Origin of the sequence: Clostridium sp. Marseille-Q2269, from assembly GCF_943736985.1 — a bacterium.
Lineage (GTDB): Bacteria > Bacillota > Clostridia > Clostridiales > Clostridiaceae > Clostridium_F.
In genome coordinates this window covers 1-23,076 of record NZ_CALSFS010000017.1, presented here as the reverse complement: position 1 = coordinate 23,076, position 23,076 = coordinate 1, and the positions used below count along the sequence as shown (strand labels likewise).

The 23,076-nt window shown below is 28.1% G+C and carries 19 protein-coding genes and 2 pseudogenes; all 21 read left to right on the top strand.

Features of this window, described 5'->3' with window-relative positions; genetic code table 11:
• Window positions 1–108: 108 nt before the first annotated feature.
• Window positions 109–1,674: a MutS-related protein gene (locus tag NGI68_RS15230; protein ID WP_251862296.1), complete on the top strand. Its 1,566-nt coding sequence runs from the start codon at window positions 109–111 to the stop codon at window positions 1,672–1,674.
• 296 nt (window positions 1,675–1,970) lie between these two features.
• Window positions 1,971–2,414: pseudogene (locus NGI68_RS17310) on the top strand (C40 family peptidase); the annotation flags it as partial.
• Between the two features lie 1,505 nt (window positions 2,415–3,919).
• Window positions 3,920–12,046 (top strand): DNRLRE domain-containing protein, encoded by an 8,127-nt coding sequence (locus NGI68_RS15220; RefSeq protein WP_251862294.1) that lies wholly within the window; start codon window positions 3,920–3,922, stop codon window positions 12,044–12,046.
• A gap of 10 nt (window positions 12,047–12,056) precedes the next feature.
• Window positions 12,057–12,383: an Imm8 family immunity protein gene (locus tag NGI68_RS15215; protein WP_251862293.1), complete on the top strand. Its 327-nt coding sequence runs from the start codon at window positions 12,057–12,059 to the stop codon at window positions 12,381–12,383.
• A gap of 456 nt (window positions 12,384–12,839) precedes the next feature.
• Window positions 12,840–13,001 (top strand): hypothetical protein, encoded by a 162-nt coding sequence (locus NGI68_RS15210; protein ID WP_251862292.1) that lies wholly within the window; start codon window positions 12,840–12,842, stop codon window positions 12,999–13,001.
• The gene (locus NGI68_RS15205) at window positions 12,982–13,758 is read left to right on the top strand and encodes a ribonuclease domain-containing protein (protein WP_251862291.1); all 777 of its coding nucleotides are present in this window, start codon (window positions 12,982–12,984) and stop codon (window positions 13,756–13,758) included. Before NGI68_RS15210 ends, NGI68_RS15205 begins: the two co-directional genes overlap by 20 nt.
• Before the next feature lie 11 nt (window positions 13,759–13,769).
• Window positions 13,770–14,201 carry a barstar family protein gene (locus NGI68_RS15200; protein ID WP_251862290.1) on the top strand — a complete coding sequence of 144 codons (432 nt, stop codon included), beginning with the start codon at window positions 13,770–13,772 and terminating at the stop codon, window positions 14,199–14,201.
• Window positions 14,192–14,335 (top strand): hypothetical protein, encoded by a 144-nt coding sequence (locus NGI68_RS15195; protein WP_251862289.1) that lies wholly within the window; start codon window positions 14,192–14,194, stop codon window positions 14,333–14,335. The genes NGI68_RS15200 and NGI68_RS15195 overlap by 10 nt, the downstream gene beginning before the upstream one ends.
• Window positions 14,336–14,365: 30 nt before the next feature.
• Window positions 14,366–14,863, top strand: a complete 498-nt coding sequence (locus NGI68_RS15190) for an SMI1/KNR4 family protein (RefSeq protein WP_251862288.1) — start codon at window positions 14,366–14,368, stop codon at window positions 14,861–14,863.
• Between the two features lie 357 nt (window positions 14,864–15,220).
• The gene (locus NGI68_RS15185; protein WP_251862287.1) at window positions 15,221–15,649 is read left to right on the top strand and encodes a hypothetical protein; all 429 of its coding nucleotides are present in this window, start codon (window positions 15,221–15,223) and stop codon (window positions 15,647–15,649) included.
• A gap of 17 nt (window positions 15,650–15,666) precedes the next feature.
• Window positions 15,667–16,227, top strand: a complete 561-nt coding sequence (locus NGI68_RS15180; protein ID WP_251862286.1) for a CPCC family cysteine-rich protein — start codon at window positions 15,667–15,669, stop codon at window positions 16,225–16,227.
• Window positions 16,228–16,338: 111 nt separating this feature from the next.
• A complete protein-coding gene (locus NGI68_RS15175) occupies window positions 16,339–16,863 on the top strand; it encodes a hypothetical protein (protein ID WP_251862285.1) in 525 nt (174 codons plus the stop codon).
• Window positions 16,864–17,366: 503 nt separating this feature from the next.
• On the top strand, window positions 17,367–17,873 hold the full coding sequence (locus tag NGI68_RS15170; RefSeq protein WP_251862284.1) for a hypothetical protein: 507 nt from the start codon (window positions 17,367–17,369) through the stop codon (window positions 17,871–17,873).
• A 257-nt stretch (window positions 17,874–18,130) separates the two neighbouring features.
• Complete coding sequence (locus tag NGI68_RS15165) at window positions 18,131–18,397, top strand: hypothetical protein (RefSeq protein WP_251862283.1); 267 nt, start codon at window positions 18,131–18,133, stop codon at window positions 18,395–18,397.
• Between the two features lie 445 nt (window positions 18,398–18,842).
• On the top strand, window positions 18,843–18,968 hold the full coding sequence (locus tag NGI68_RS16985) for a hypothetical protein (protein ID WP_286010123.1): 126 nt from the start codon (window positions 18,843–18,845) through the stop codon (window positions 18,966–18,968).
• A 10-nt stretch (window positions 18,969–18,978) separates the two neighbouring features.
• Window positions 18,979–19,275 (top strand): contact-dependent growth inhibition system immunity protein, encoded by a 297-nt coding sequence (locus NGI68_RS15160; RefSeq protein WP_251862282.1) that lies wholly within the window; start codon window positions 18,979–18,981, stop codon window positions 19,273–19,275.
• A 222-nt stretch (window positions 19,276–19,497) separates the two neighbouring features.
• Window positions 19,498–19,965, top strand: a complete 468-nt coding sequence (locus tag NGI68_RS15155) for an imm11 family protein (RefSeq protein ID WP_251862281.1) — start codon at window positions 19,498–19,500, stop codon at window positions 19,963–19,965.
• Window positions 19,966–20,105: 140 nt separating this feature from the next.
• A complete protein-coding gene (locus NGI68_RS16980; protein ID WP_353505412.1) occupies window positions 20,106–21,326 on the top strand; it encodes an RHS repeat domain-containing protein in 1,221 nt (406 codons plus the stop codon).
• A 17-nt stretch (window positions 21,327–21,343) separates the two neighbouring features.
• Entirely contained in the window at window positions 21,344–21,688 is a 345-nt protein-coding gene (gene imm40, locus NGI68_RS15140; protein WP_251862280.1) for an Imm40 family immunity protein, read from the top strand.
• Between the two features lie 415 nt (window positions 21,689–22,103).
• Window positions 22,104–22,481, top strand: coding sequence for a DUF2247 family protein (locus tag NGI68_RS15135; RefSeq protein WP_251862279.1), 378 nt, complete (start codon window positions 22,104–22,106; stop codon window positions 22,479–22,481).
• Between the two features lie 300 nt (window positions 22,482–22,781).
• A pseudogene (locus NGI68_RS15130) lies at window positions 22,782–23,076 on the top strand (hypothetical protein); the annotation flags it as partial.

Here is a 23,076-nt window from a genome sequence, read left to right as displayed (position 1 = left end):
AATAAATGAAATGATTCTAATAAGTACATATTGAGGCTTGTTATTTTATAATTATAAGTAGATAGGAACCATATAAAAATTGAAATAAATATTGAAAGGAGAACGAAATTGAGCAATAAAGTAGTTTTGGGCTTAGCAAAAGAGCAATATGAAGAAGGTTCTGATAAAAAGAGGAACTTGAAAAATATAAGAAAATTTTTTGATATGAAAGAAAAAAAAGACTATACCATTGATGATGAAACTTGGTCTGATATGGATATGGATAGAGTTTATGAAAAATTAGATAGAAATTCTAGTACTCTGGGGGAATCTGCCTTGTATTATATGATGAGAAATCCCTTAAAGGATGAGGAAGAATTAAAGCATAGAAATGAAGTAATTCAATTGTTTAAAAGTCATCTAAAATTAAGAGAAAAGCTTTTAGTTACATATTACGGATTAGGAAGAGACAGAAAAAATACTTTTTTAGATATGATAGAAAGTGAGTTAGTGGTAAACAAACTTAAATATTATTTATATACTTTATTTGGTAAAATATTTCCTATAATAGCTATTTTATTTACTGTATTTGTAAATGAAAGCTATGCTAAGTTTATAGCTGGATCTGCCATTTTAAATATGATTGTTAATTATATGGAAAGAAACACAATAAAATCTAGAGGAATAATATATTTAAGAGAGATTATAAAATCGGCTAAAAAAATAACTAGTATTAAAAATGATGGTATTAAAAATTACGTAGACAACATAAATACTAATCTTAAACATGTAAAAGATATTGACGTAGGTACATTTTTAATAGGATTTGTGAATATGTGGCAAGGATTATTTGAAGTTATATCAGTTCTATTTTTAATAGAAGAATGTGCTTATTATAAGATATCTCAGGTTTTAAAAAATAAGAAAGAATACATAATGAATATATTTTATATTGTAGGGGAATTAGAAGTGCTATTATCTATATCTGGCTATCAGAAAAACTTAAAGGAATTCTATGTAAATCCTATTTTTACAAAGGAAGTTTGTTTAGATATTAAAGAAGGCATACATCCTCTATTAGATAAACCTGTATCAAATTCTATTTCTATTAAAGATAAAGGCATAGTGCTTACAGGAACAAATATGTCTGGTAAATCAACATTTTTAAGAATGTTAGGTATAAACATATTGCTATCACAAACATTTTATTTTGCATTAGCTAAGGAATACAAAGCTTCAATTTTTAATATAGTATCTTCTATTAGTCCTAACGATGATTTATCAAGGGGAAAGAGTTATTATATGGCAGAAGCAGAGGGAATTCTTAGAATAGTTAAAGCTCTAAAAAAAGACTTACCTGTATTTTGTCCAATAGATGAAATATTTAGAGGTACAAATCCAATTGAGCGAATAGCTATGTCAGCAGAAATACTTTCTTATATTCAAAATAAGAAAACAGTTTCTATTGTGGCTACTCATGATAGAGAATTGGTAGATATATTAAAAAATACTTATGAATTTTACTATTTTAGTGAATCTGTTAATAATAAAAAGGGATTAAATTTTGATTATAAATTAAAAGTTGGAGTTTCTAACACAAGAAATGCTATAAAACTTTTAGATTATATTGGATATCCAAAAGAAATAACGGAAAAAGCCTATAAGAGAGCTGAAACAATAAAGGGATTTATATAAGTTATAATCAAATGGTATATTTTAATATATTATTGAAAAAGGATTTAATACTAAGATATATTTTTATATTTAGTATTAAATCCTTTTTTATTAATTATGCAATTTATTTAGTTAGTAACTTTAGTTATTAAATTAAAAAACTTATACCTAGATTTTAACTCATATTAAAAATATAGAGGAATGTATAAATAAGTAAAAAGAAAAAGGATAAAAAAAGAAGGAATTGAATTAATTGTGAAGAATATAGATATTAATGGTAAAAATGCAAAATAAATAGACAAACAGGAGGAAGCAACATGAAGAAAAAGATAACCATATTAAGTATTTTTTTAGCTGTTCTTATGACTTTAGCATTAAATGTAGGTAATGTTAAGGCTGCAGCAACAGGACAAGACATAGTAGACTATGCTAAAAAGTTTAGAGGTATACCATATGCTACTAATGGAACAACTCCAGCAGGTTTTGATTGTTCAGGATTTGTACAATATGTATATAAAAATGCAGCAGGTATAAATTTACCTAGAGATACATATGGTCAAATTGGAGTAGGTACTCCAGTATCACAGAGTGAATTACAACCAGGAGATTTAGTGTTTCCACATACAGGTCATGTAGGTATATATGTTGGTGGAGGACAGATGATTCATTCTCCCAAAACAGGTGATGTAGTAAAAATTGCACCAATATATAAATTTTATCAAGGTAGAAGAATAAGTGGTGTTACTCAATATCCAAAAGTTTCACCAAATGCTAAACCAATTAAAAGTTCTTACATGCTTATAGTAACTTCACCTCAACCCGTAAGAACTGCGCCAGTTGATTCAGCTTCTGTAGTTAGAACATTAAAGTATGGAGAGAGAATAGATATATATGCACAATATGGTCCTTGGTCTCTAATTGCAAGAGGAAATACTCAACAATGGATAAGATCAACATACTTAGCACCAGCCGTTCCAACAGCACTAAATGGAAATGAAAAACCAGTAAGAACTGGTTTTATGATTGCAGTTTTGCAACCACAAACAGTAAGAATGTATCCAAGTGATACAGGCTGGTCTACTGGAACATTAAAATATGGAGATAAAGTAGACATATATGCAGAGTATGGCCCTTGGTCTCTAGTAGCAAGGGGATCAACTCCAAAATGGATAAGATCAACATATCTAGCAAAGGCTGTGCCAACAGCACTAAATGGCAATGAAAAGCCAATAGAAACTGGCTTAATGATGATAATTCCAGATTCACAAACAGTAAGAATGTATCCAAGTGATACAGGCTGGTCTACTGGAACATTAAATCACGGAGACAAAGTAGATGTATATGGAAGATATGGAGACTGGTCTTTAGTGGCAAGGGGATCAACTCCAAAATGGATAAGATCAACATACTTAGCACCAGCTGTTCCAACAGCAGATAAAGGAACTGAAAGCCCAATAACAACAACTATTTATAAAGTTATACAATCTTCAGTATCAGCAAGAATATATCCAAGTGATACAGCATGGATTTCTAGAGAGTTAAAACAAGGAGAAACTGTAAATATATATGGACAATATGGAGATTGGTATTTAATAGGAAGAGGCAAAAAAGCTCAATGGGTTAAAAAGAGCGTTCTACAACCAGTATAAATTATCCACTCTCATAATGGATTACTCCAAATGTTTATGTGAAAATAATTTATAAAAGTTTTAAAATTAATATATTGAAGATATGGATATTTTAGTTATAAAATTATCAAGAATATCCATAATAAAATGGTGGCAATTACAATATTGCCACCTAAATTTTTTTGATACTTTTCCTACAGTAGTTTTAAGTTAAGTTAATTTGATAAAAATAAGTATATGTTCTAAAGCAGGGAATATCAATGGTTATGAGAACTTATGAATTTCATTAAATTTTATAAATAAAAAGGCCGGGTTCGATTCTAACATATTCCGGTCTAGATTGTTGATAAGTGTGTAAGCTAGTGATACCAATCAGCAGTGATAGATATAGCTTTATGGACTAATAATTTTTGAGAAGTCTTAAGCTGTATTTTTTTCAAATAACCATGTATCCATTAATTTACCAAGTATTATATTAGGGTAGTCAATGTCAATTATATTTTTTAGTATATTTTAATATAGCAATTATACATAAGTTCATAATTTTTAAAGAAAAAGTTAACAAAAGGTTGAAAACATGTTAACAATTTTGTAATATATAATTAATAATTGTAAAAATTAATTATAGGGGGTAATTTATGAATATAAGTAAAATTAAAAGAAGTATAGTATATATATTACTGTCGTGTATTATAGTTTCTTGTGTTCCAATTGATGTATTGGCAGATTCAGTTAATAATAAGTTTAGAAATACATATGTAGAGCCACAATTTGGAAATGTAAGTGAAAACCAAGAACCAGAAGTGGAAACTAAAATACTTAAAGAATCTCTAGAAAAGAGAGAAAGTAATGTTAAGCACTTTATAAAAGAAGATAATACCTACGAAGCTGTTATATATAATGAACCTGTACATTATTTAGATAGGGGTGTATGGAAAGATATTGACAATTCTTTTTCTGAAATTGAAGATAAAAAGGAATATACATATAAAGAAAATGAAGATATTAAAAAAACAGATTCCCATTTGAATAATAAAAATGATAATAAAATTGTTAAAAAAGAATCAGAAAATATCAATAAACAAAAAAATGATAATAAAAAACAAAATGATGATAATAAGAAACAAAATAGTAATTTAGATAATAAAAACACAGATAAAAATGATGACAAGAATAATAAAGATAAAACTATTGAAGAAAAAAAATCTAATAATGAAAATATAGAAAATAAACAAGACAATATTAAGATTGATAGCAAGCAAAATAATTATAAACAACAAGTAAAAGATAATAATGTAGATAAAAATGAAAATAAAAATACAGCAACCCAAAATACAGTAACTAAAAATAATTCAGATAATATAAAAATACAAAATAAAAAAATAGAAAAACAAAAATTCTTAGTTAATAAAAATAATGATTTTAGAGTTAAGATAGCTAAGAATGCTAATTCAAATCAATTAGTAACTATACAAAGAGATAAATATAAAGTTGAGTGGAAGATTGATGACATAAATAATTCTATAGTAAAAATCATTCCTAAAGATACAAATAAGATGGAAAATGATATTAATAATACTGTAGAAAGTAAGGTTAAAAAATTAAAATTAAAAAATAAAGGTAATCTTAATGAAGTCCAGCAAAAAGAAATTATAAAAGAAAATGAAAAAGATAAAACTGTACCAAATGTATCTTCAGAAGTCAAATTTGAAAATATACGTAATAATATAGATCTTCAATATAATATTACTTCACAAAAATTAAAGGAATATATAATATTAAATGATAAGGTAGAAAATCCAGAGTTTAAATTCAAAATAAAAGCAAGTAATCTTACTCCAAAAATAGAAGAAGATAATAGTGTAAGTTTTTATGCAGAAGATAATAAAAGAAAAATATTTGATATAGATGCTCCTTTTATGATTGATGCTAATAATGCCACTAGTAATGATATAAAAGTAGAGTTAATTAAAGATGGAGACGAATATATATATTTATTAAAGCCTGATAGTAAATGGCTTAATAGCATAGAAAGAAAATATCCTATAAAAATAGACCCTACAGAAAATAGTTCCCTAGGAGTTAAGGATATTCAAGATGCTTATGTAAATTCTTCTGAACCTACTAAAAATAGACAAAAGGATTTCTTTTTTACTGTAGGATATGGCAAATATAGTAAGGTTAGTAGAGGTTTTGTAAAGTTTAATAAACTTCCTAGTTTAAGTTCTAGTGAAATGGTTGTAAGAGCCACATTGGAGTTAACTCTTCCAACAGTAAATAAAACTGCTCATCAAGTTAATGTTCATGAAGTTAAAAGGGACTGGAACTCTAGTTCCATAACATGGAATAATAAACCGGATTATAATACTGAAGTTTTAGATTACGAGATGGTTAAGGAAAAGAAAAAATATTCATGGGATATAAGTTCTGTGGCCAAAAAATGGTACACAGAAGGGCAGAATTATGGAATAATGTTTAAACAGAAACAAGAAACCCCTACATCAGGTGTTAATGAATTTTTATCATCAGATAATGGAGATCAATATTCTGCTTACAGGCCCGTTGCTAATATAGCATATGTTAACACTTCAGGTATAGAAAATTATTGGACCTATCATTCACAAGATACGGGTAAATCAGGTACAGTATACGTTAATGATTATACTGGAAATCTAACTTTAATACATGATGATTTAGCGTTGAATGGAAATAAAATGCCCATTACTTTAAAACATATATATAATACAAATGAAGTTTTTAATAATGATAGTGAATATGTTAGTAAGGCGCAAGCTAAGGGATATGGTAATGGATTTAGACTAAATTTAAGTCAAAGAATTGAGTATAAAAATGAAAAATATATTTATACAGATGAAGATGGCACTAAACACTATTTTAAATTAAATAAATCTAAAAATTTATATGAGGATGAAACTGGCATAGATTTAAATTTAAAAGTTACACCTCAAGATGCACTAAATACATATACAGTTACAGATAAAGATAATAATAAGCTTATTTTTTTAAAAAGTGGATATTTATATAAATTAAAAGATAAGAGTGACAACACTATAACTCTTTCTTACAATGGTGCTACACTAACCAAAATAATAGATGGGGCTGGTAGAGAAGTATTTTTAAATGTATATGATAGTGGTTATTTAAAGAGTATAGAATATCCTAAAGGAAGAGTAGTGGCTACTTTTGCTTATAATGGTGGAAAGCTATCCCAAATAACCTATATAGATGGGAAGAAGACCCAATATTTATACAATAGTAAAAATAATAGGTTAGAAACAGTTAAAAATGTAAATGGTTCAGCTTTTAAGTACAGCTATTATCCTGGAAGTTCCAATAGAATATCTAAGATAACTGAATATGGAATGAACAATGAATTAGGAACAAGTCTTAATTTAAAATATGGTTATAATGTTACCGAATTTAAAAATATAAATAAAAAGGGACAAGAAATAAATAAAAAGGAAATATATCAATTTAATAATCAAGGTAATACAATTTCTGTGCGAGACGAAAATGGACAAGCACTTTATTATAAATATTCTAGTGAGATAAGTTCTAATAAACTTACATTGGAATCTAAGTTGCAAAAAACAATAACAAACTTTTTGAAAAATCATAATGCAGAGTATGATGATAAGTGGAAAGTTGATAAATGGGGAAGCTCTCAAGGGGTAGGACAGTTTGATCCCATTGTTAATTATTCAGGAAAGAGATCATTAAAAATAACCAAAAATAATAAAGATAGTAGACATTTTTATAGTCAAGAACTAAATTTAGAAAAAGGGAAAAAATATACTTTTTCAGCTTATATGGCTACAAAAGATATATCAAATTCAAGTAAAAAAGGAGCAGCCATATTTATAAACTATCAAAACAAAGATGGAAAATGGGAAACTGAAGAGTCCAAATTTTTAAGTGGAAATAATGATTGGATAAGAAATGAAATAGCCTTTGAGTTACCAAAAGATGCTGCTAGTAATACTGTATATGCTAGAGCTGGTGTAATAGAAGAAACAGGAACTGCATATTTTGACTGTTTACAAATGGAAGAAGGAGTAGTGGCTAATAGATATAATCTAGTTGAAAATTCCAACTTTATTGGACAAGATTATTGGAGTAAAAGTCCAAATTGTACAGCAGAAGATAAGTTAGTTACCTTAGATAAAAGTGATACTACATATCCCAATAACTTAGATAAAGAAAGAACAGCTTTTTTTATAAATGGAGATGGAGCAAAAGAAAAAAATGTATATCAATCTCTAAATTTATCCGGTAAAAAAGGTGATGTATTTGTATTAGGTGGATGGGCTAAAGCTAATTCTGTAGCTTTAAAATCAAGGCGTTATTTTGCTTTAGATGTAGGTTTTGAAAGATATGATGGAAAGTTTGATTGGAAGCCTATATCTTTTAATGAGGATTCATCCCAATGGCAATATATCTGTGATAGGATAATAGCAGATAATGATTATAAAAGCGTTAAGGTTTATTGTATATATTACAATAATGAGAACAAAGCTTATTTTGATGCAATTCAGATGTATAGAGAAGAATTTGGAGTAAGCTATAAATATGATGAAAAAGGAAACATAGTATCTGTAAAGGACTTAGCAGGAAAAGAATCTAAATTTCAATATAATGAGAAAAATGAATTGATAGATAAAGTAAATCCAGATGGCAGTAATTATAGGTATAATTATGATGATAAAAATAATTTAACTCATGCTATATCTGGTGAAAATGTGGTATATTCTTTTGATTATGATAAAAATGGAAATCCTATTAAAGCAAAAGTAGGAGATGAAAATCTTTCTATAAATACAGAGTCTACATATACTGAGGATGGAAACTATATAAAGACTGTTAAAGACTCTAGAGGGAATACAGTAACTTATGATTATGATACAACTAAAGGAAATTTAAAAAGCGTTAAAGATGCTAAAGGGTCAGCTATAACAAATAACTATGATTCAGTTGATAGATTAAAAGATGTTGAGAAGAATGTAAATGGTAAAGTAGTTAGAAATGACTATAGTTACAATGATGAAGATCAATTATCTTCTATAAAACATAATGGATTTGAATATAACTTTAATTATGATAATTTTGGAAGAAATTCTTCTGTAACAGTAGGAAAAAATAAACAAAATTTGACTAGTACTGAATATGATGATGATTCAGGTCAAGTTTTAAAAGAGAATCTCGGAAATAATCAACATATAAAATATGGATATGATGATTTTCATAGAGTTAGCTCACAATCATATGGAAAAGATGGTAAAGAGGTAGAAAAGTTTAATTATAATTATGATGCAGATGGAAATTTGGCATTAAAAAAGGATATCGAAAATGATGTGTTGTATAAATATAGTTACGATTTATCTAACAGAATCACAGAAATAAATAATTCTGATGGAGAAATTACTAAGTATAATTATGATGATAATAATAATATAAAGACAATATTTGAAAAAATATATGGTAGAGATTATGCAACGAACTATAGTTATAATGCTGATAATAAACTAACTAATGTTAATTATAACAGAGGACAAAATAAAGAGACTAAGGGTGAAAAATTTCCTTTAAATAATAGTACTTCTGGTCTTAATGGAACATCTGCTTATACTAGCAATAGTATATTTGAAACACAGGGAGAAAATGCGTTATCAAATTATGAAGGAACAAAAAATTTATTAAATAATAGTTCTTTTGAAAGTGATTTAGCTAACTGGAGGTCAAGTGATTGGAGTAAATTATCTGGGAAATCTAGAATTGTGAAAGATGGATTAGATGGAACTAAGTGCTTAGAAATATATGATAGTAATCCTAGTACTAAAAAAGGAACTAATATAGTAACATATCAATATTATAATTTAGCTGCACCACTTTCGGAAGCTAAACAATACAATGTAAGTGCTTTTGCAAAAAGAATAGGAAATGCGCAACCGGTAATATCAATCAGTGCCTATGATGCAAATAATAAAGAAATACCAAATTCTTATACTATAAAAAATCATACTATAGAAAATAATAAATGGACAAGAATAGATAGTACATTTACAGTACCCAAAAGTGCAAAAAAACTATTGGTTGCAGTTAGAGGTCCTGTAAAAGATAATGACAAGATAAGGTTTGATAAGGTTCAGGTAGAAGATAAACCATACGCTTCACCATATACATCATCACAATCAGATGGTACAAGAACACTATATAAGCTTACTCCGCAAAAGACGGCAGGAACTATGTCTGTATGGTTTAATACCAAGGGAACAGGCACAAAAAACTCAAGACTTATTTTAAGTAATGAAACGGATAAAGCATTATTAAACCTTTATATAGATTCAAATAATAAATTAAATTTAGGAGTAATAAAGAATGATGGTAAGTTTAATAATGTTATTACATTAAATGATGTTGTAACTTCTAATGCATGGCATTTTGCTGCAGTAAGATGGCAGTTAGAGGGAAAAGTATTAAAATGCAAAATTTATTTGGATAAAAGCTCTATGGAAAAAACTACAGAAGATTTTAAAGATTTTAGTGGATGCATTACCGGCGTGGGAAGTAGTGTGCCAGGCAAGTATCAAATTAACGGATATACTAAAAACTTTAACTACTGTAAGGAAGCTATTAAAGATGAAGAAATAAACGACTTATTTAAAGAAGGAAAAGACGCTACAAATTCATATACAAATATAAATTATAACTATGATAATTTAGGGAGATTAGTAGGAAAAAATTTAAATACTTCCAAGGGAAAATTAAATGTTGGATATGAATATGAAAAAGGTAAAGATTCTAATTCTACAACTAATCTTGTAAAAACAGTAAATAATAATGGAAATAAAATAGAATATAGTTATGATGCTAATGAAAATATAGATGAAGCTGTATATAATAAAGGAGCTTCTAATGAGAAAAAGATAAAATACTATTACGATGAAGCTGATCAATTAATAAGAGAAGATAACAAAATAATAGACAAAACTGTAGTTTATGATTATGATGCTGGAGGAAATGTAACAACTAAAAAAACATACAAATATACTACGCAAAAAGATTTAAATAGCAGTTCTCCAGAGTCAATTTATAATTATAAATATGAAGATGACAACTGGAAAGATAAATTAACAAAAATAGAAATTACAAAGGATGGAAAAACTACAACAAAAGAAGTATCTTCAGATGGTATAGGTAACTTTACAAAGTATGATGGATATACCTTTGATTGGGAAGCAGGAAGACACTTAACAGGAATAAAAGGCAATGGGAAAAACATACAATTTGAATATGATGATGAAGGTATCCGTACAAGAAAAATAACAGATGATGAAGATATATATTATCATGTGGTTGACGATAAAGTAACCTATGAATTAATATATAATAATGATGGAGAAGAAGAAGAAATCTATTACACTTATGATGGTGATGATAGACTTGTAAGTTTAAATTTTAGAGGTCAGGAATATTACTATATAAGAAATGCAGAAAATGATATAATTGCATTATCAGATGCCACTGGAAAAGTAGTAGTATCTTACACTTATGATAGCTGGGGTAAACTTTTAGGTATAGAAGGAGAACTAAAGGATACCTTAGGAGTAAAGAATCCATATAGATATAAAGGATATAGATATGATAATGAAACAGGACTATATTATTTAAAATCTAGATATTACAATCCAGATTTAGGAAGATTTATAAGTGCAGATGCAATGGCAGGAAAAACTGGAGAGATACTTTCACATAATTTATTTGCATATTGTGGAAACAATCCAGTAAATGCTATAGATGAAGATGGAAATATGTTCGGATGGATAAGAAATGCATGGAACGCAACTAAGAGAGCTGTAGTAACAGGAGTTAGAAAAGTAGTTAGTGCAGTAAAAAGAGTAGCATCAGCAGTTGTTAGTGGAGTAAAAAGATTTGTTAGGTCTGCCAGTAATTATGTTAGAAATGTGTATAGAGGATTCACAAATACTGCAACAAGAACTTACCAGAGGGCACGGAGATGGGTTAACAATACGGGTAGAAGTATTAGTAGAAGTGTACAGAATGGAGCCCATAGAGTAATTAGGCAGGTTCGGAATATAGCTCAGGATAAAGAGAAAATGGAAATGATTCGAACCATAGTAGGTATTGCATCCATAGCAGCCATTGCAATACCGGTAGTCCCGGCAATAGCTGTAGCAGTATTAGGGGTAATAGAAGTGGGTCTTGATTTAGCAGCAGGAGATAATAAGTCTGCAGCAATGAATTTACTATGCTTATTCCCAATGGGTAAAGGTATTAAAATGGTCACAGGCATAGGTGGAGATGGCTTAAAAGGTGCTAGGGAAGGTAAAAATCTGTATAAGATTGCTACTAAACAAATGGATAATGTTGTGAAATCAAAATGGTGGCATCCTAACTATGTTGATAATCTAAATGAAGTTCAAACAATATTAGGAATAAAACAAATAGATAAAGGATTAACTACACTTGGAAGTGCTACAGAAGAAATAGCATTAAATACAGGTAAGTCTTGGGTTGGTGAAGGGTATAAAACAATAACTGATAATGCAGGTAATGTAATTGGGTACTCAAGTAGTGATGGAATGAGAGCCTTTAGAATGCAATATAAACCTAAAGAAGGAATGTGGAGAGCTAACTTCACAGAAAACTACAAGTATATCAATGAATTCGGGGACATAACAAATAAAGAATTAAAGAATGTCCATATTGATATTTTAGGTAAATAGGAGATTAAAAATGAAATTAGAAATAAAAGCTTATAATGTAATTAATGAAATATGGGATGATATAGATGATTTTTTCATATCATGTCAAGTAGATATTGGTTTTAAAGATGAAATAGGAGCAGAAATCTATTCTTTTGATATTGTTAGCCCTAAAAAACTTCAAAAAATGTTGGTGAGAGATGCAGTTGAGATAGGAAAAGGATATTTTATTATGAATGATTATAATAAGAACTCAGTATGTAATAAAATAGAAAAATTAATTGATAGAAAAATTTCAGAAGATAATAAGTATGATATTTTTGATGAAGTTAGTGTTTATTTTAAAAATCAAATGTAACTGCAAAAAAATTCTTTTAACTGCATAAAAATTAATAATAGAAGAATAGTATTAAATCAATAAAAGTAAGATAATTTAAGACTGCATAATTATAATAATGCAGTGAAAACATGAAATGAATCAGCTGAAATTTAAGTAGGTTGGTTCATTATTTTTATCAGTTAATATATATGAGTAGTTAAGTAAGCGTCAAAGAATCGACGCCTATAAATACAATTTATTTCATGCTAAAATAAACCCTGTAGTAGAAAAAATCTACACATTTACAGGTTTTTAAAATTTAATACTTAAATTTATAGGAAAATCATTCTATTTATTTTTCACAGTCCTCACAAAAGCCGGAAGGCTGCTTGCCCACGGCATAATATCTTCTAAAAATTCTTCATTGATAATTTCTCAATTAGCAATTATATCAAATAAATAGATGAGATATTTTGCTATAGATCAAGATGGAACATGTTTAATTGGATAAGAAATGCATGGAACGCAACTAAGAGAGTTGTAGTATCAGCAGTTAGAAAAATAGTTAGTGGAGTAAAAAGAGTAGCATCAGCAGTTGTTAGTGGAGTAAAAAGATTTGTTAGGTCTGCCAGTAATTATGTTAGAAATGTGTTATAGAGGATTCACAAATACTGCAAGAAGAACTTATCAGAAAGCACGGAGATGGGTTAGTAATAGGGGTAGAAGTATTAGTAGAAGTGTACAGAATGGAGCCCATAGAGTAATTAGGCAGGTTCGGAATATAGCCCAGGATAAAGAGAAAATGGAAATGATTCGAACCATAGTTGGTATTGTATCAATAGCAGCCATTGCAATACCGGTAGTTCCGGCAATAGCCGTAACAATATTAGGGGTAATAGAACTGGGACTTGACTTAGCCGAAGGAAATAATATTGGGGCAGCAACATGTTTGTTAAGCTTATTCCCACTGGGAAAAGGAATTAAAATGGTTACAGGCATAGGTGGAGATGGCTTAAAAGGTGCTAGGGAAGGTAAAAATCTGTATAAGATTGCTACTAAGGGCCCATTGGAAATGAATTTACAGAAGTTTGGTAATGCTGGGGAAAAAATCTCATGGATTATGCCTAAGAGCTTGCCACTAGAGGAAGAACAAGCAGTATTAAATACATTAAAGTATATTGATAATGGCACAAAACCAAGCAGTAGTTTAGCAAAAAGATGGGGAATAAAATTTGGTAACTATCAGCAGTATTTACCAAATGGTAAATATGTAGAGTATAGAGTTTCACCACCTGTAGGTACTACAAATGCTGGTGCTAGAAGAATAGTTCAAAATGTAGAAACAGGTGAATTATATTATACATGGACTCATTATGGAGATGCAGCAAAGCCAGCATTTGTAAGAATAAGGTGAGGAGTAGAAGAGTGAAAGAATTAAATACAATTTTTTATTTTGATATAGATGACTATGAATTTGCGATTAGGCAAATTGAAGATATGGATTATAAAATATACTATATTAATGGAGAAAGAATTTCTACTATTGATGAATTATTTGTTTGTATAAAAGATAGATTACCGCTAGACCCTCCATTGTCAGGAAATGTAAATTTTGATGCTTTTGTGGACTCATTGTGGGGTGGTCTTGATAACCAAGATTATGAAAAAATAGTGATTTTTTGGCAATATCCTAATGAACTTATGAAACAAGATAAGAAGAGATTCGAGAAGTTAATTCAATGTATAAATGAAGTAGCTAAGGAACTCTTATTAGAACAATATGGAGTTGATAATCCAATTATACTAAAAACATTTCTTTTTGGGAAGGGAGCAATGTTTTCAAAATTTTGTATTTAAGAATTAGCTATATTGACTGGATGCAAGTTTCCCCTCAAGAAGTTCAAAGACTAAGTGAAAAAATATTTGCTACAGCAGGAGTTCTAGGTGTTGCAACAAAAGGATATTATAAACACTTTAATCAATATATATGAACAAAAATAGATATATGAGGACGTACGTTCGTGGATATTAAATTGCTTATAGAAAAGATTAAGACATTACCTAATTGTAAAGTATATTCTCAAAAAAAATTACCTATACCAAATCAAAAACATATATTGCCAGAAGATGTAAAGGAATTTTATGAACTTTGTGGAGGAATTTCATTATTTGAAGGAGAAAGCTATGCTATTAATATAGTTCCACCAGAAAAATTTATATTAGATAATCCCATAATTATAGGGGAATTATGCGAGGAAGATATTACTTCAGAATGGTATATTATTGGGGAGGATTGTAACGGAGATTATATTACAATTGATTTGAACTCAAAAAGGTTAGGTAAATGTTATGATAGTTTTTGGGATAGACATGGAATTGTTGGAGAATGTCCTGTTATTGCTAGGAATTTTACAGAACTGTTATCTAATCTTATAAAAAGCAAAGGTTATAGCTGGTATTGGTTAGAAGAAAGTTTTGAGCCACTTGGAGATGCTTATGATAATATAGAATTAGATTAATAAAGATTTTTAATAATCCAGCACACCACTAACACTGGTCACTGCTGGGTTTCTTTTTTATTATTAATTTAATATTTAAGTTTATAGGAAGAATATTTATTATAATATTAATTATATGAAGGAATGCATAATGTAATATAATTACATTAGCAGATTATATGAATGATAGTATAAATTTAGTTGAATATTTACTTGATTGAGTACACAAATAACTATCAATAAATATAAGTATGAAATAGACGTAGCAGGGAATTAAATTAAATATACCTGAACCTTGATTTAGCCTAATGAAATGGAAATGATACTGCACCAGTAGTATGTTTGTTAAGCTTATTCTCACTGGGAAAAGGAATTAAAATGTTAACAGGCATAGGTGGAGATGGCTTAAAAGGCGCTAGGGAAGCTAAAAATCTGTATAAAGCTGAAGGCCTATTGAAAATGGATTTACAGAAGTTTGGTAATGCAGTGGCTGAAGCTGTAAAATGGAAAGGTTTCAGTAAAGGTGAACTAGCAGAACACTTCATAAAGCATGGTAATGAATTTGGAAATGTCACGCAAAATCAGTATTTAAAGTTAGCAAAAGATTTTGCAGTTGAGTCGAATTCTGTATTTAGGGAAACAAAAGTCGGTAATTTTATAATAAAATATGATGAGTCAACTCGTCGTGTTCTTGTAGGTCAAGCAAGATCTCGTGAAATCAGAACTTTCTATAAGGCGGACTTTAGAGATACTGATCCATTTGAAGCAGCAGTTAACTTGGCAAAACAACTAAGTGGAATAAAATAGAAAGGAGAAAAAGTGATTTGGACAGAATAAAAGCTATTACAATAATTTGTAAGAATGAACTAACAATGATTACTAAAGAAAAACGTGAAGAATTACTAATTAATTGGTGGCAAATTGATAGTGAAGATACAGAATTTCAGGCATTACCAGAAATACTACAGACAGAACTTCTTGAGTCAGATGAGCCATGTTTTGATGTTATGAACACAAGATATAATCCATTATTGATAGAGGCATTAAAATATGAGTTTATAGGTGTGAAAAATGAGTATTTGTCTAAGAAGATTTCAGTAATATTAAGAAAAGAAATTACCGTTGAAGGTCAACCAGAAAGTTTATCAGCATGTCCGTGTTGTCAATATAAAACATTAAAAGAACGAGGACAATATAAAATTTGTCCTGTCTGTTTTTGGGAGGATGATGGGAACGATGAACCTTCTAGATATAGTTCGGCTAATCGTATGACTCTAGAGCAAGGGAGAACTAATTTTATTAACTATGGTATTGTCATAGAATTGGGATCATCTTATATTAAGACTGATTCAAAAGAGCGGTATTATAAGGAATCTATTGGATAATGGAAGAACTGTTAGGGAATCTCTTCTTTCCGGACCAAATGGGCTACTTAAGATTGAGTCTGTTTGGGATGGGGGGAAATTAATTACAGTTCAATTGTTTGGAGGAAAATGATGAGATTAATTATGAATAGTGTTGAATTTAATATGTATGAATTAGATTCTGAGTCAGAATTAAGAGAATATATAAGAGTGAATGAAGGAATTATAGTAGGAAATGATGTACAAGTTAAGAAGAAGTTTTATATGATTGAGCAACTGACTGAAAATATGAAAAAATTTATAGGTATTTTAAATGAAGATCATGGCATTTTGCCTATTATAGTAAAATTAAAAAATATAGATGTAATTGTATTGGCATCAGATAGATCAATTTATATAATTAACTTAAGGAAGAATGAAATTATAAAGAATATATTATGTGATTCTATAATTTTTGAGCTAATGATTAAAGAAAATGAGGATAAAATGTTTATTCTTTGTGAATTAGGTATTCAATGTTTAACTACTGAAGGTGATAAAATTTGGACTTATAATAGTGAAGTTATAAGTGATTTTACTTTTTATGATAATTATGTTAAGCTCACTGTTGAAGATGTAGATTATAAAATTTCTTTGCTAAATGGTAAAGTTATATAAGAAGTGAGCCTTAAAAAATTAAATTATGTATAGTAAAAATAGTGATTTTGTTTATAAGTATTTAGAAGATACAGAGTATAAGATATATAATATTAAGGGTAATGAGAATAAATTTATTGAAGATTTATTTAAATAGTTTAAAAGAGAGTTGCCACAATATCCTCCACTTTCAGGAAATGTTAATTTTAATGCTTTAGTGGATTCACTTTGGTGGGATTTGATTGTGAAAGGGAAGAAAATTAGCTATTGTATGGACTAATCCAATTAAGTTAATCGAAAAAGATAAAGATAGATTTAGGATATTAATTGAGTATTTAAAAGAATTATTTAAAACTCTTACATTGAAGGAATATGGAATTAATAAGCCTATATTTCTTAAAATAATATACTGGGATATGATAACTTGAATAAAAGGATTCTTGAGTTTCTATTATAAAAGACTATCAATAGGATATTTAAATCAAGCAAAAGACTTGTATATATTTAAATGAATGTATTTATCAATGCATAAATTTAAAAAATTACTAAAAAATAATGATATTGAGAATATATATCTAACAGGATTCGTTGATATTGAATATGGGATAGCACAGTTTTATCCTGATTTAAGATTTATATATTTTGAAATTAATTCTAAATTTATAGAATTTGAATCAATTAATCAATATTCTAAACTTAGGATTAAAGTTGTAAGTTCAGTAAATCATAATTTTGAAATTGATAAAGATATGATAAAAGGTAAGTCATCTGTCAGTGAAATTATTTTAACACAAGATGGTACAATAAGTAATTGTATAGATAATATTAAGTTTTATAATTTAGAAAAAAAAGAAGAAGAGTTAATTTGTGATCCTATTGAAATAAAGTTAAAGAATGAACAAGTTATATTTTTGGATACATCTTTTTATTTTGGAATTAATATAGGAGGATATGAACAAAAGAAAATATGGAAATTAAATTTAGATAATAGTTTGGAAATAAATGAAATCTATATGAAGATATCTGATTAATAGTAATATTGCTTAATAATTAAGGAAAATATTTCTAATGAAATAAATCAATGTGTGTTAAGTAGATATATTAAAAATTATTGTTGTAAAATTTAGTTAATAGGGTGATTTGTTATGATAAAAAAATATTCAATAGAACTTAAAATTAAAGCAGTAATACATCAATATCTAAACAATGGGGGAATAAGATGTATATAAAATATGATGAATTTTAATTATTAGAATTATTTAATAGTGAACCAATTAGTATTAGGGATATGGAAGCAGGAGAATTAATATATTCAAATAAAGATGATAAATATTTTTCTATTATGTTATTTATAAGCGTTTATGAACAATTAGCTGAAATAACTTTGTCTTATAAAGAAAAAGCTATTTTTAATTGTAAATTGAAAAAGGTAACAAGTATTAGCAAGATTCATGAAGATATGATTATAAATTATGAAGATGGAAAAAAGGTAAGAGTAAAATTTTATCCACAAATGGGAGTAGAGTTAATTGAAGAAGATAATAATATGTATTAAATATGGAACTATTTTATAAATAAATTTATAAAATTATTTAAAATATATATTATTCAATAAAAATAATTCTAAGAATAAATAGTCTATCACTTATGATATAAAGGATATAAATTATATTGTATTGTATCTGTGATAGACAATATATTACTGATGATGCATGTATAGTAGTTAGTAAGGATGGTTAAATAATAACATCAAAATTTTTATCGAATTAAGAATATTTAAAAATATCCAATAATTATTACTTTCAAAAGCAAGCAAAAGATAAAGCTATTGAGGTATATTTTAAGATTAGATCTTAATAATTAGAGAAGCTAGGAGAAGTAACATTACTTTTCTTGGCTCTCTTTTTTATAAAACATATGAAAAGACAATAAAAAATGTATTTGTAAATATATGACATAAAGATATAATAAATTCAGCAATTAAGGATTGAAATAATGTTATGGGAATAGGAGTTAATCAAGATTCTAATGTAGTTAAAGATTTTATGAATGTAAAGTTTATATTAAGATTAAGATGTAATGGCAATGATGGATTTAATATTCTTACTGCATACCCATCAGAATAGGAGGAGTTTTATGGAATGGAAAGAAAAATTAGAAATATTTTTAGGTGGTACTTTTCATCAAGATATTGAATCGCCAGAAAATGCAATAAAAGAATACTCTGATTTATGGAGAGAGTCATTATTAGAAATCATTAATGCTATTAATGATTTTGCAAATTCAGATTTATCAATAGATGAAAAAAATGAGTTTATAGAGAGAAATACAGAAATTTATTTTCCAGCAATAAAAAAAGAACCTATTGTTTGGTTAAATGAAGTAAATATGTTTTTTAAAAAGAAATATCAAAATGATATATTAAAAAAATAAGAATTATGGGAACAATCATAGCATTTCAAAGAATTATATATTTAGAAAAACAGGATTTTAACTCCTGTTTTTCTTTTTAGAAGCAAGCTAGTTATGAACACTAGAATAAAATAACAAATACAGGTCATAGAAGCATTCACATTAACTCGTATTATGAAAATATTAAAGAACAGTTAATAAAAGCAACAGTTCCACATTAAGAAAATAGGGGGGATATAAGATATGAAAGTATGGAAAATGAATTCAGATGCAAATAAATATGATAACTTTACATTATATAATGAAAGTGATTGGGATAAGTTAATGTCATATGGATTTGATGGAAAGAGTATAAAGGACACTTGGATACCATTTTCCGTGGAAGAAATTGAAATAATAAGAAAAGGGGATAAGCCAAGCTTTTCAGGATCATTACCTGTATTTAGTCGTAAAGCTGTTGAAGTTTTAAAAAAGTACTTAGACAATAATGCAGAAGTTCTTCCACTTTCATATGACAAAGGAAATTATTTCATCATAAATGTTATTAATGTAAAAGATTGTATTGATATTGAAAAATCAGAAGTTAAAAGATTTAAATGCTCAGGTGAAATTATGAGGTTTATAAAATATGCTTTCAAACCTGAAGCTATAAACAATGAACATATATTTAAAATCCCAGAGTTAAAAGGACATGTGTTTGTATGGGACTAATTTAAGAATTTAGTAGAAAGCAGTGGATTAAAAGGATTTCTGTTTATAGAAGTTTGGGATTCTGAAAAAGATTTTTAATCCATCAAAAAAGTAAGAATTTAGGGTATGTAGGTAGATTTGTGTAAAATAAATTTACCTACATTTTTCAATATATTTATAAAGAATATATAAGAAATGCAGAAAATGATATAATTGCATTATCAGACGCTACTGGAAAAGTAATAGTATCTTACACTTATGATAGCTGGGGTAAACTTTTAGGTATAGAAGGAGAATTAAAGGATACCTTAGGAGTAAAGAATCCATATAGATATAAAGGATATAGATATGATAATGAAACAGGACTATATTATTTAAAATCTAGATATTACAATCCAGATTTAGGAAGATTTATAAGTGCAGATGCAATGGCAGGAAAAACTGGAGAGATACTTTCACATAATTTATTTGCATATTGTGGAAACAATCCAGTAAATGCTATAGATGAAGATGGAAATATGTTCGGATGGATAAGAAATGCATGGAACGCAACTAAGAGAGCTGTAGTAACAGGAGTTAGAAAAATAGTTAGTGGCGTAAAAAGAATAGCATCAGCAGTTGTTAGTGGAGTAAAAAGATTTGTTAGGTCTGCCAGTAATTATGTTAGAAATGTGTATAGAGGATTCACAAATACCGCAAGAAGAACTTATCAGAGGGCACGGAGATGGGTTAACAATACGGGTAGAAGTATTAGTAGAAGTGTACAGAATGGAGCCCATAGAGTAATTAGGCAGGTTCGGAATATAGCTCAGGATAAAGAGAAAATGGAAATGATTCGAACCATAGTAGGTATTGCATCAATAGCAGCCATTGCAATACCGGTAGTCCCGGCAATAGCTGTAGCAGTATTAGGGGTAATAGAAGTGGGTCTTGATTTAGCAGCAGGAGATAATAAGTCCGCAGCAATGAATTTACTATGCTTATTCCCAATGGGTAAAGGTATTAAAATGGTCACAGGCATAGGTGGAGATGGCTTAAAAGGCGCTAGAGAAGCTAAAAATCTGTATAAAGCTGAAGGTCTATTGAAAATGGATTTACAGAAGTTTGGTAAGGGAGTGGGTAAGTCTAATCCACTAGAAAATATAAAGTTTACGGACAAAGTAAAGGCTCAGATGAAGCTTGGTGATTATCATAGTTTTCCGGAGAGTGTTGAGGGATTTGGTGTTAATGGAAAAATAACTAAAATAACAGGTGGAGATAAAATTGTTAGAACTAAAATAGAAATACCTGGTAGCTATAAGGGAAAGGATGGCATATTTGAGTACATTATTGAGTCAGATGGAGTAACTTGCAACCATAGATTGTTTAAACCCAATAAATAATAGAGGAGGTGGGAATTATGACAGATTATTATATTAGATTTCTAAATGATTTTCCAAGAGAACTAATTGAGGTTGGGTATAGTCTTAAAATTATAGGTATAAATGAAATAGCATGGAAGGAAAAAGATGCTATGAAAGTAGTTGATTTTCTAATTAGCAAAGGGTATGCAATTCTTGGAGGAGATGTTTATTCAATCAACGGAGATGGATTTGAGTCAACTTATGATAGTTGGTATATTAATAAATCAACAAATCAAAGTTTCCTTGAAGAAAGCAGGAAAAAGGCTTTTGAATACATTTCTGAATATGCAGAGAGAAATGGGGGGAATTATCTTTATAGCATTGTATCTGAAATAGTTTAGAGAGACTCAAATATTAACATGGAGTAATTTCTAGGTGCAAATTTTCCTTTAATATTGTATTTGTTTTATCCAGCACACCACTAACACTGGTCACTGCTGGGTTTCTTTTTTATTATTCATTTAATATTTAAGATTATACGAAGAGTATCTATTATAATATTAATCATCACTAAATCAAATGCATAAGGTAATAAAATTAGTTAAAAACTATTTTAGATAATGAAACATATATAGAATTTTAATATAATAATTAAGATATAGGTATAAGAAAAATAATAGATGAAGTTGATTCATATTAATTATCTGGGTCTAACAATGATATTATAGGTAGATTTGAATGGATTGTAGAAAATGGAAAGGTAACACACAGAATGTTCATTGAGAATGGAATAATAAATGGGAGGCCGATATTACCATGATAGAACTTGAGCAATTTAAAAAAAATAAAATAAGCATAAATTGGACAACGATTATTATTGGATGGTACGGACCAGAAAAATTTATTAGGCAACTCAATGAGAAAGATATAATTAGTTATGCAATAAATTTAATTGTAAATAATGATAATCAACAAGAAGAAATTTTAATGTTGGCAAGTTGTAGGGAAAAAGATTGTTATGAAATTGAAGAATTAATAAATAAGTTGGCTAATAAAGAGAAAGCAAATAAAGAGGTAGAAAAAAGAAAATGGCAAGTAATTTTACTAATGAACTTACTAAATAATTTAAATAATAGTCCAACTTACGGATTAATAGAAATTACGGAGTTTTGGGAGAAGTTCAGTTATCCATAAAATAGTCCTCACGTTGTTCAAGGATTAAAGAATAGTATAAGTCCTTGTGAATATTATTCCAAAGAGAATTATGATATTGTAATTGATATGCATAAACATTGGATTAAAAGATAATTGGAATAATTATACATAATTTAGTTAGACAGAACCTATAGAGTAAAAATTTACCCTACAGAATAGACACTATAAAAAGTCTATGCCGTAGGGTACTTTTATGTATAATAAAATAAAGGTTGATTTATATGTAAACGTGAAAGAATTGCTACCTACATTTAATTTATAGTTTTTGCTAAAACACAAATGATTATTGAAGATGCTATTAAAAGTTCTAAAACTATTGCTAATAATGCTCCAGATACTTTTCTATATCAAACCCAAAGAATAAGAGTAGTTATAAATGAAAATGGAGATGTAATTACAGTAATACCTAAACAATGGAGGGCTAAAATGTATATAAAATATGATGAATTTGAATTGTTAGAATTATTTAATAGTGAACCAATTAGTATTGGGGATATGGAAGCAGGAGAATTAATATATTCCAATAAAGATGATAAATATTTTTCTATTATGTTACTTATAAGCGTTTATGAAC

What these genes read in the sequence shown, in the direction of transcription:
- NGI68_RS15220 (WP_251862294.1), top strand. Translation starts at nt 3,920, where the DNA reads ATGAATATAAGTAAAATTAAAAGAAGTATAGTATATATATTACTGTCG.
- NGI68_RS15215 (WP_251862293.1), top strand. Translation starts at nt 12,057, where the DNA reads ATGAAATTAGAAATAAAAGCTTATAATGTAATTAATGAAATATGGGAT.
- NGI68_RS15210 (WP_251862292.1), top strand. Translation starts at nt 12,840, where the DNA reads ATGTTTAATTGGATAAGAAATGCATGGAACGCAACTAAGAGAGTTGTA.
- NGI68_RS15205 (WP_251862291.1), top strand. Translation starts at nt 12,982, where the DNA reads ATGTTAGAAATGTGTTATAGAGGATTCACAAATACTGCAAGAAGAACT.
- NGI68_RS15185 (WP_251862287.1), top strand. Translation starts at nt 15,221, where the DNA reads ATGTTAACAGGCATAGGTGGAGATGGCTTAAAAGGCGCTAGGGAAGCT.
- NGI68_RS15175 (WP_251862285.1), top strand. Translation starts at nt 16,339, where the DNA reads ATGAGATTAATTATGAATAGTGTTGAATTTAATATGTATGAATTAGAT.
- NGI68_RS15170 (WP_251862284.1), top strand. Translation starts at nt 17,367, where the DNA reads ATGCATAAATTTAAAAAATTACTAAAAAATAATGATATTGAGAATATA.
- NGI68_RS15165 (WP_251862283.1), top strand. Translation starts at nt 18,131, where the DNA reads ATGGAAGCAGGAGAATTAATATATTCAAATAAAGATGATAAATATTTT.
- NGI68_RS16985 (WP_286010123.1), top strand. Translation starts at nt 18,843, where the DNA reads ATGGGAATAGGAGTTAATCAAGATTCTAATGTAGTTAAAGATTTTATG.
- NGI68_RS15160 (WP_251862282.1), top strand. Translation starts at nt 18,979, where the DNA reads ATGGAATGGAAAGAAAAATTAGAAATATTTTTAGGTGGTACTTTTCAT.
- NGI68_RS15155 (WP_251862281.1), top strand. Translation starts at nt 19,498, where the DNA reads ATGAAAGTATGGAAAATGAATTCAGATGCAAATAAATATGATAACTTT.
- imm40 (WP_251862280.1), top strand. Translation starts at nt 21,344, where the DNA reads ATGACAGATTATTATATTAGATTTCTAAATGATTTTCCAAGAGAACTA.
- NGI68_RS15135 (WP_251862279.1), top strand. Translation starts at nt 22,104, where the DNA reads ATGATAGAACTTGAGCAATTTAAAAAAAATAAAATAAGCATAAATTGG.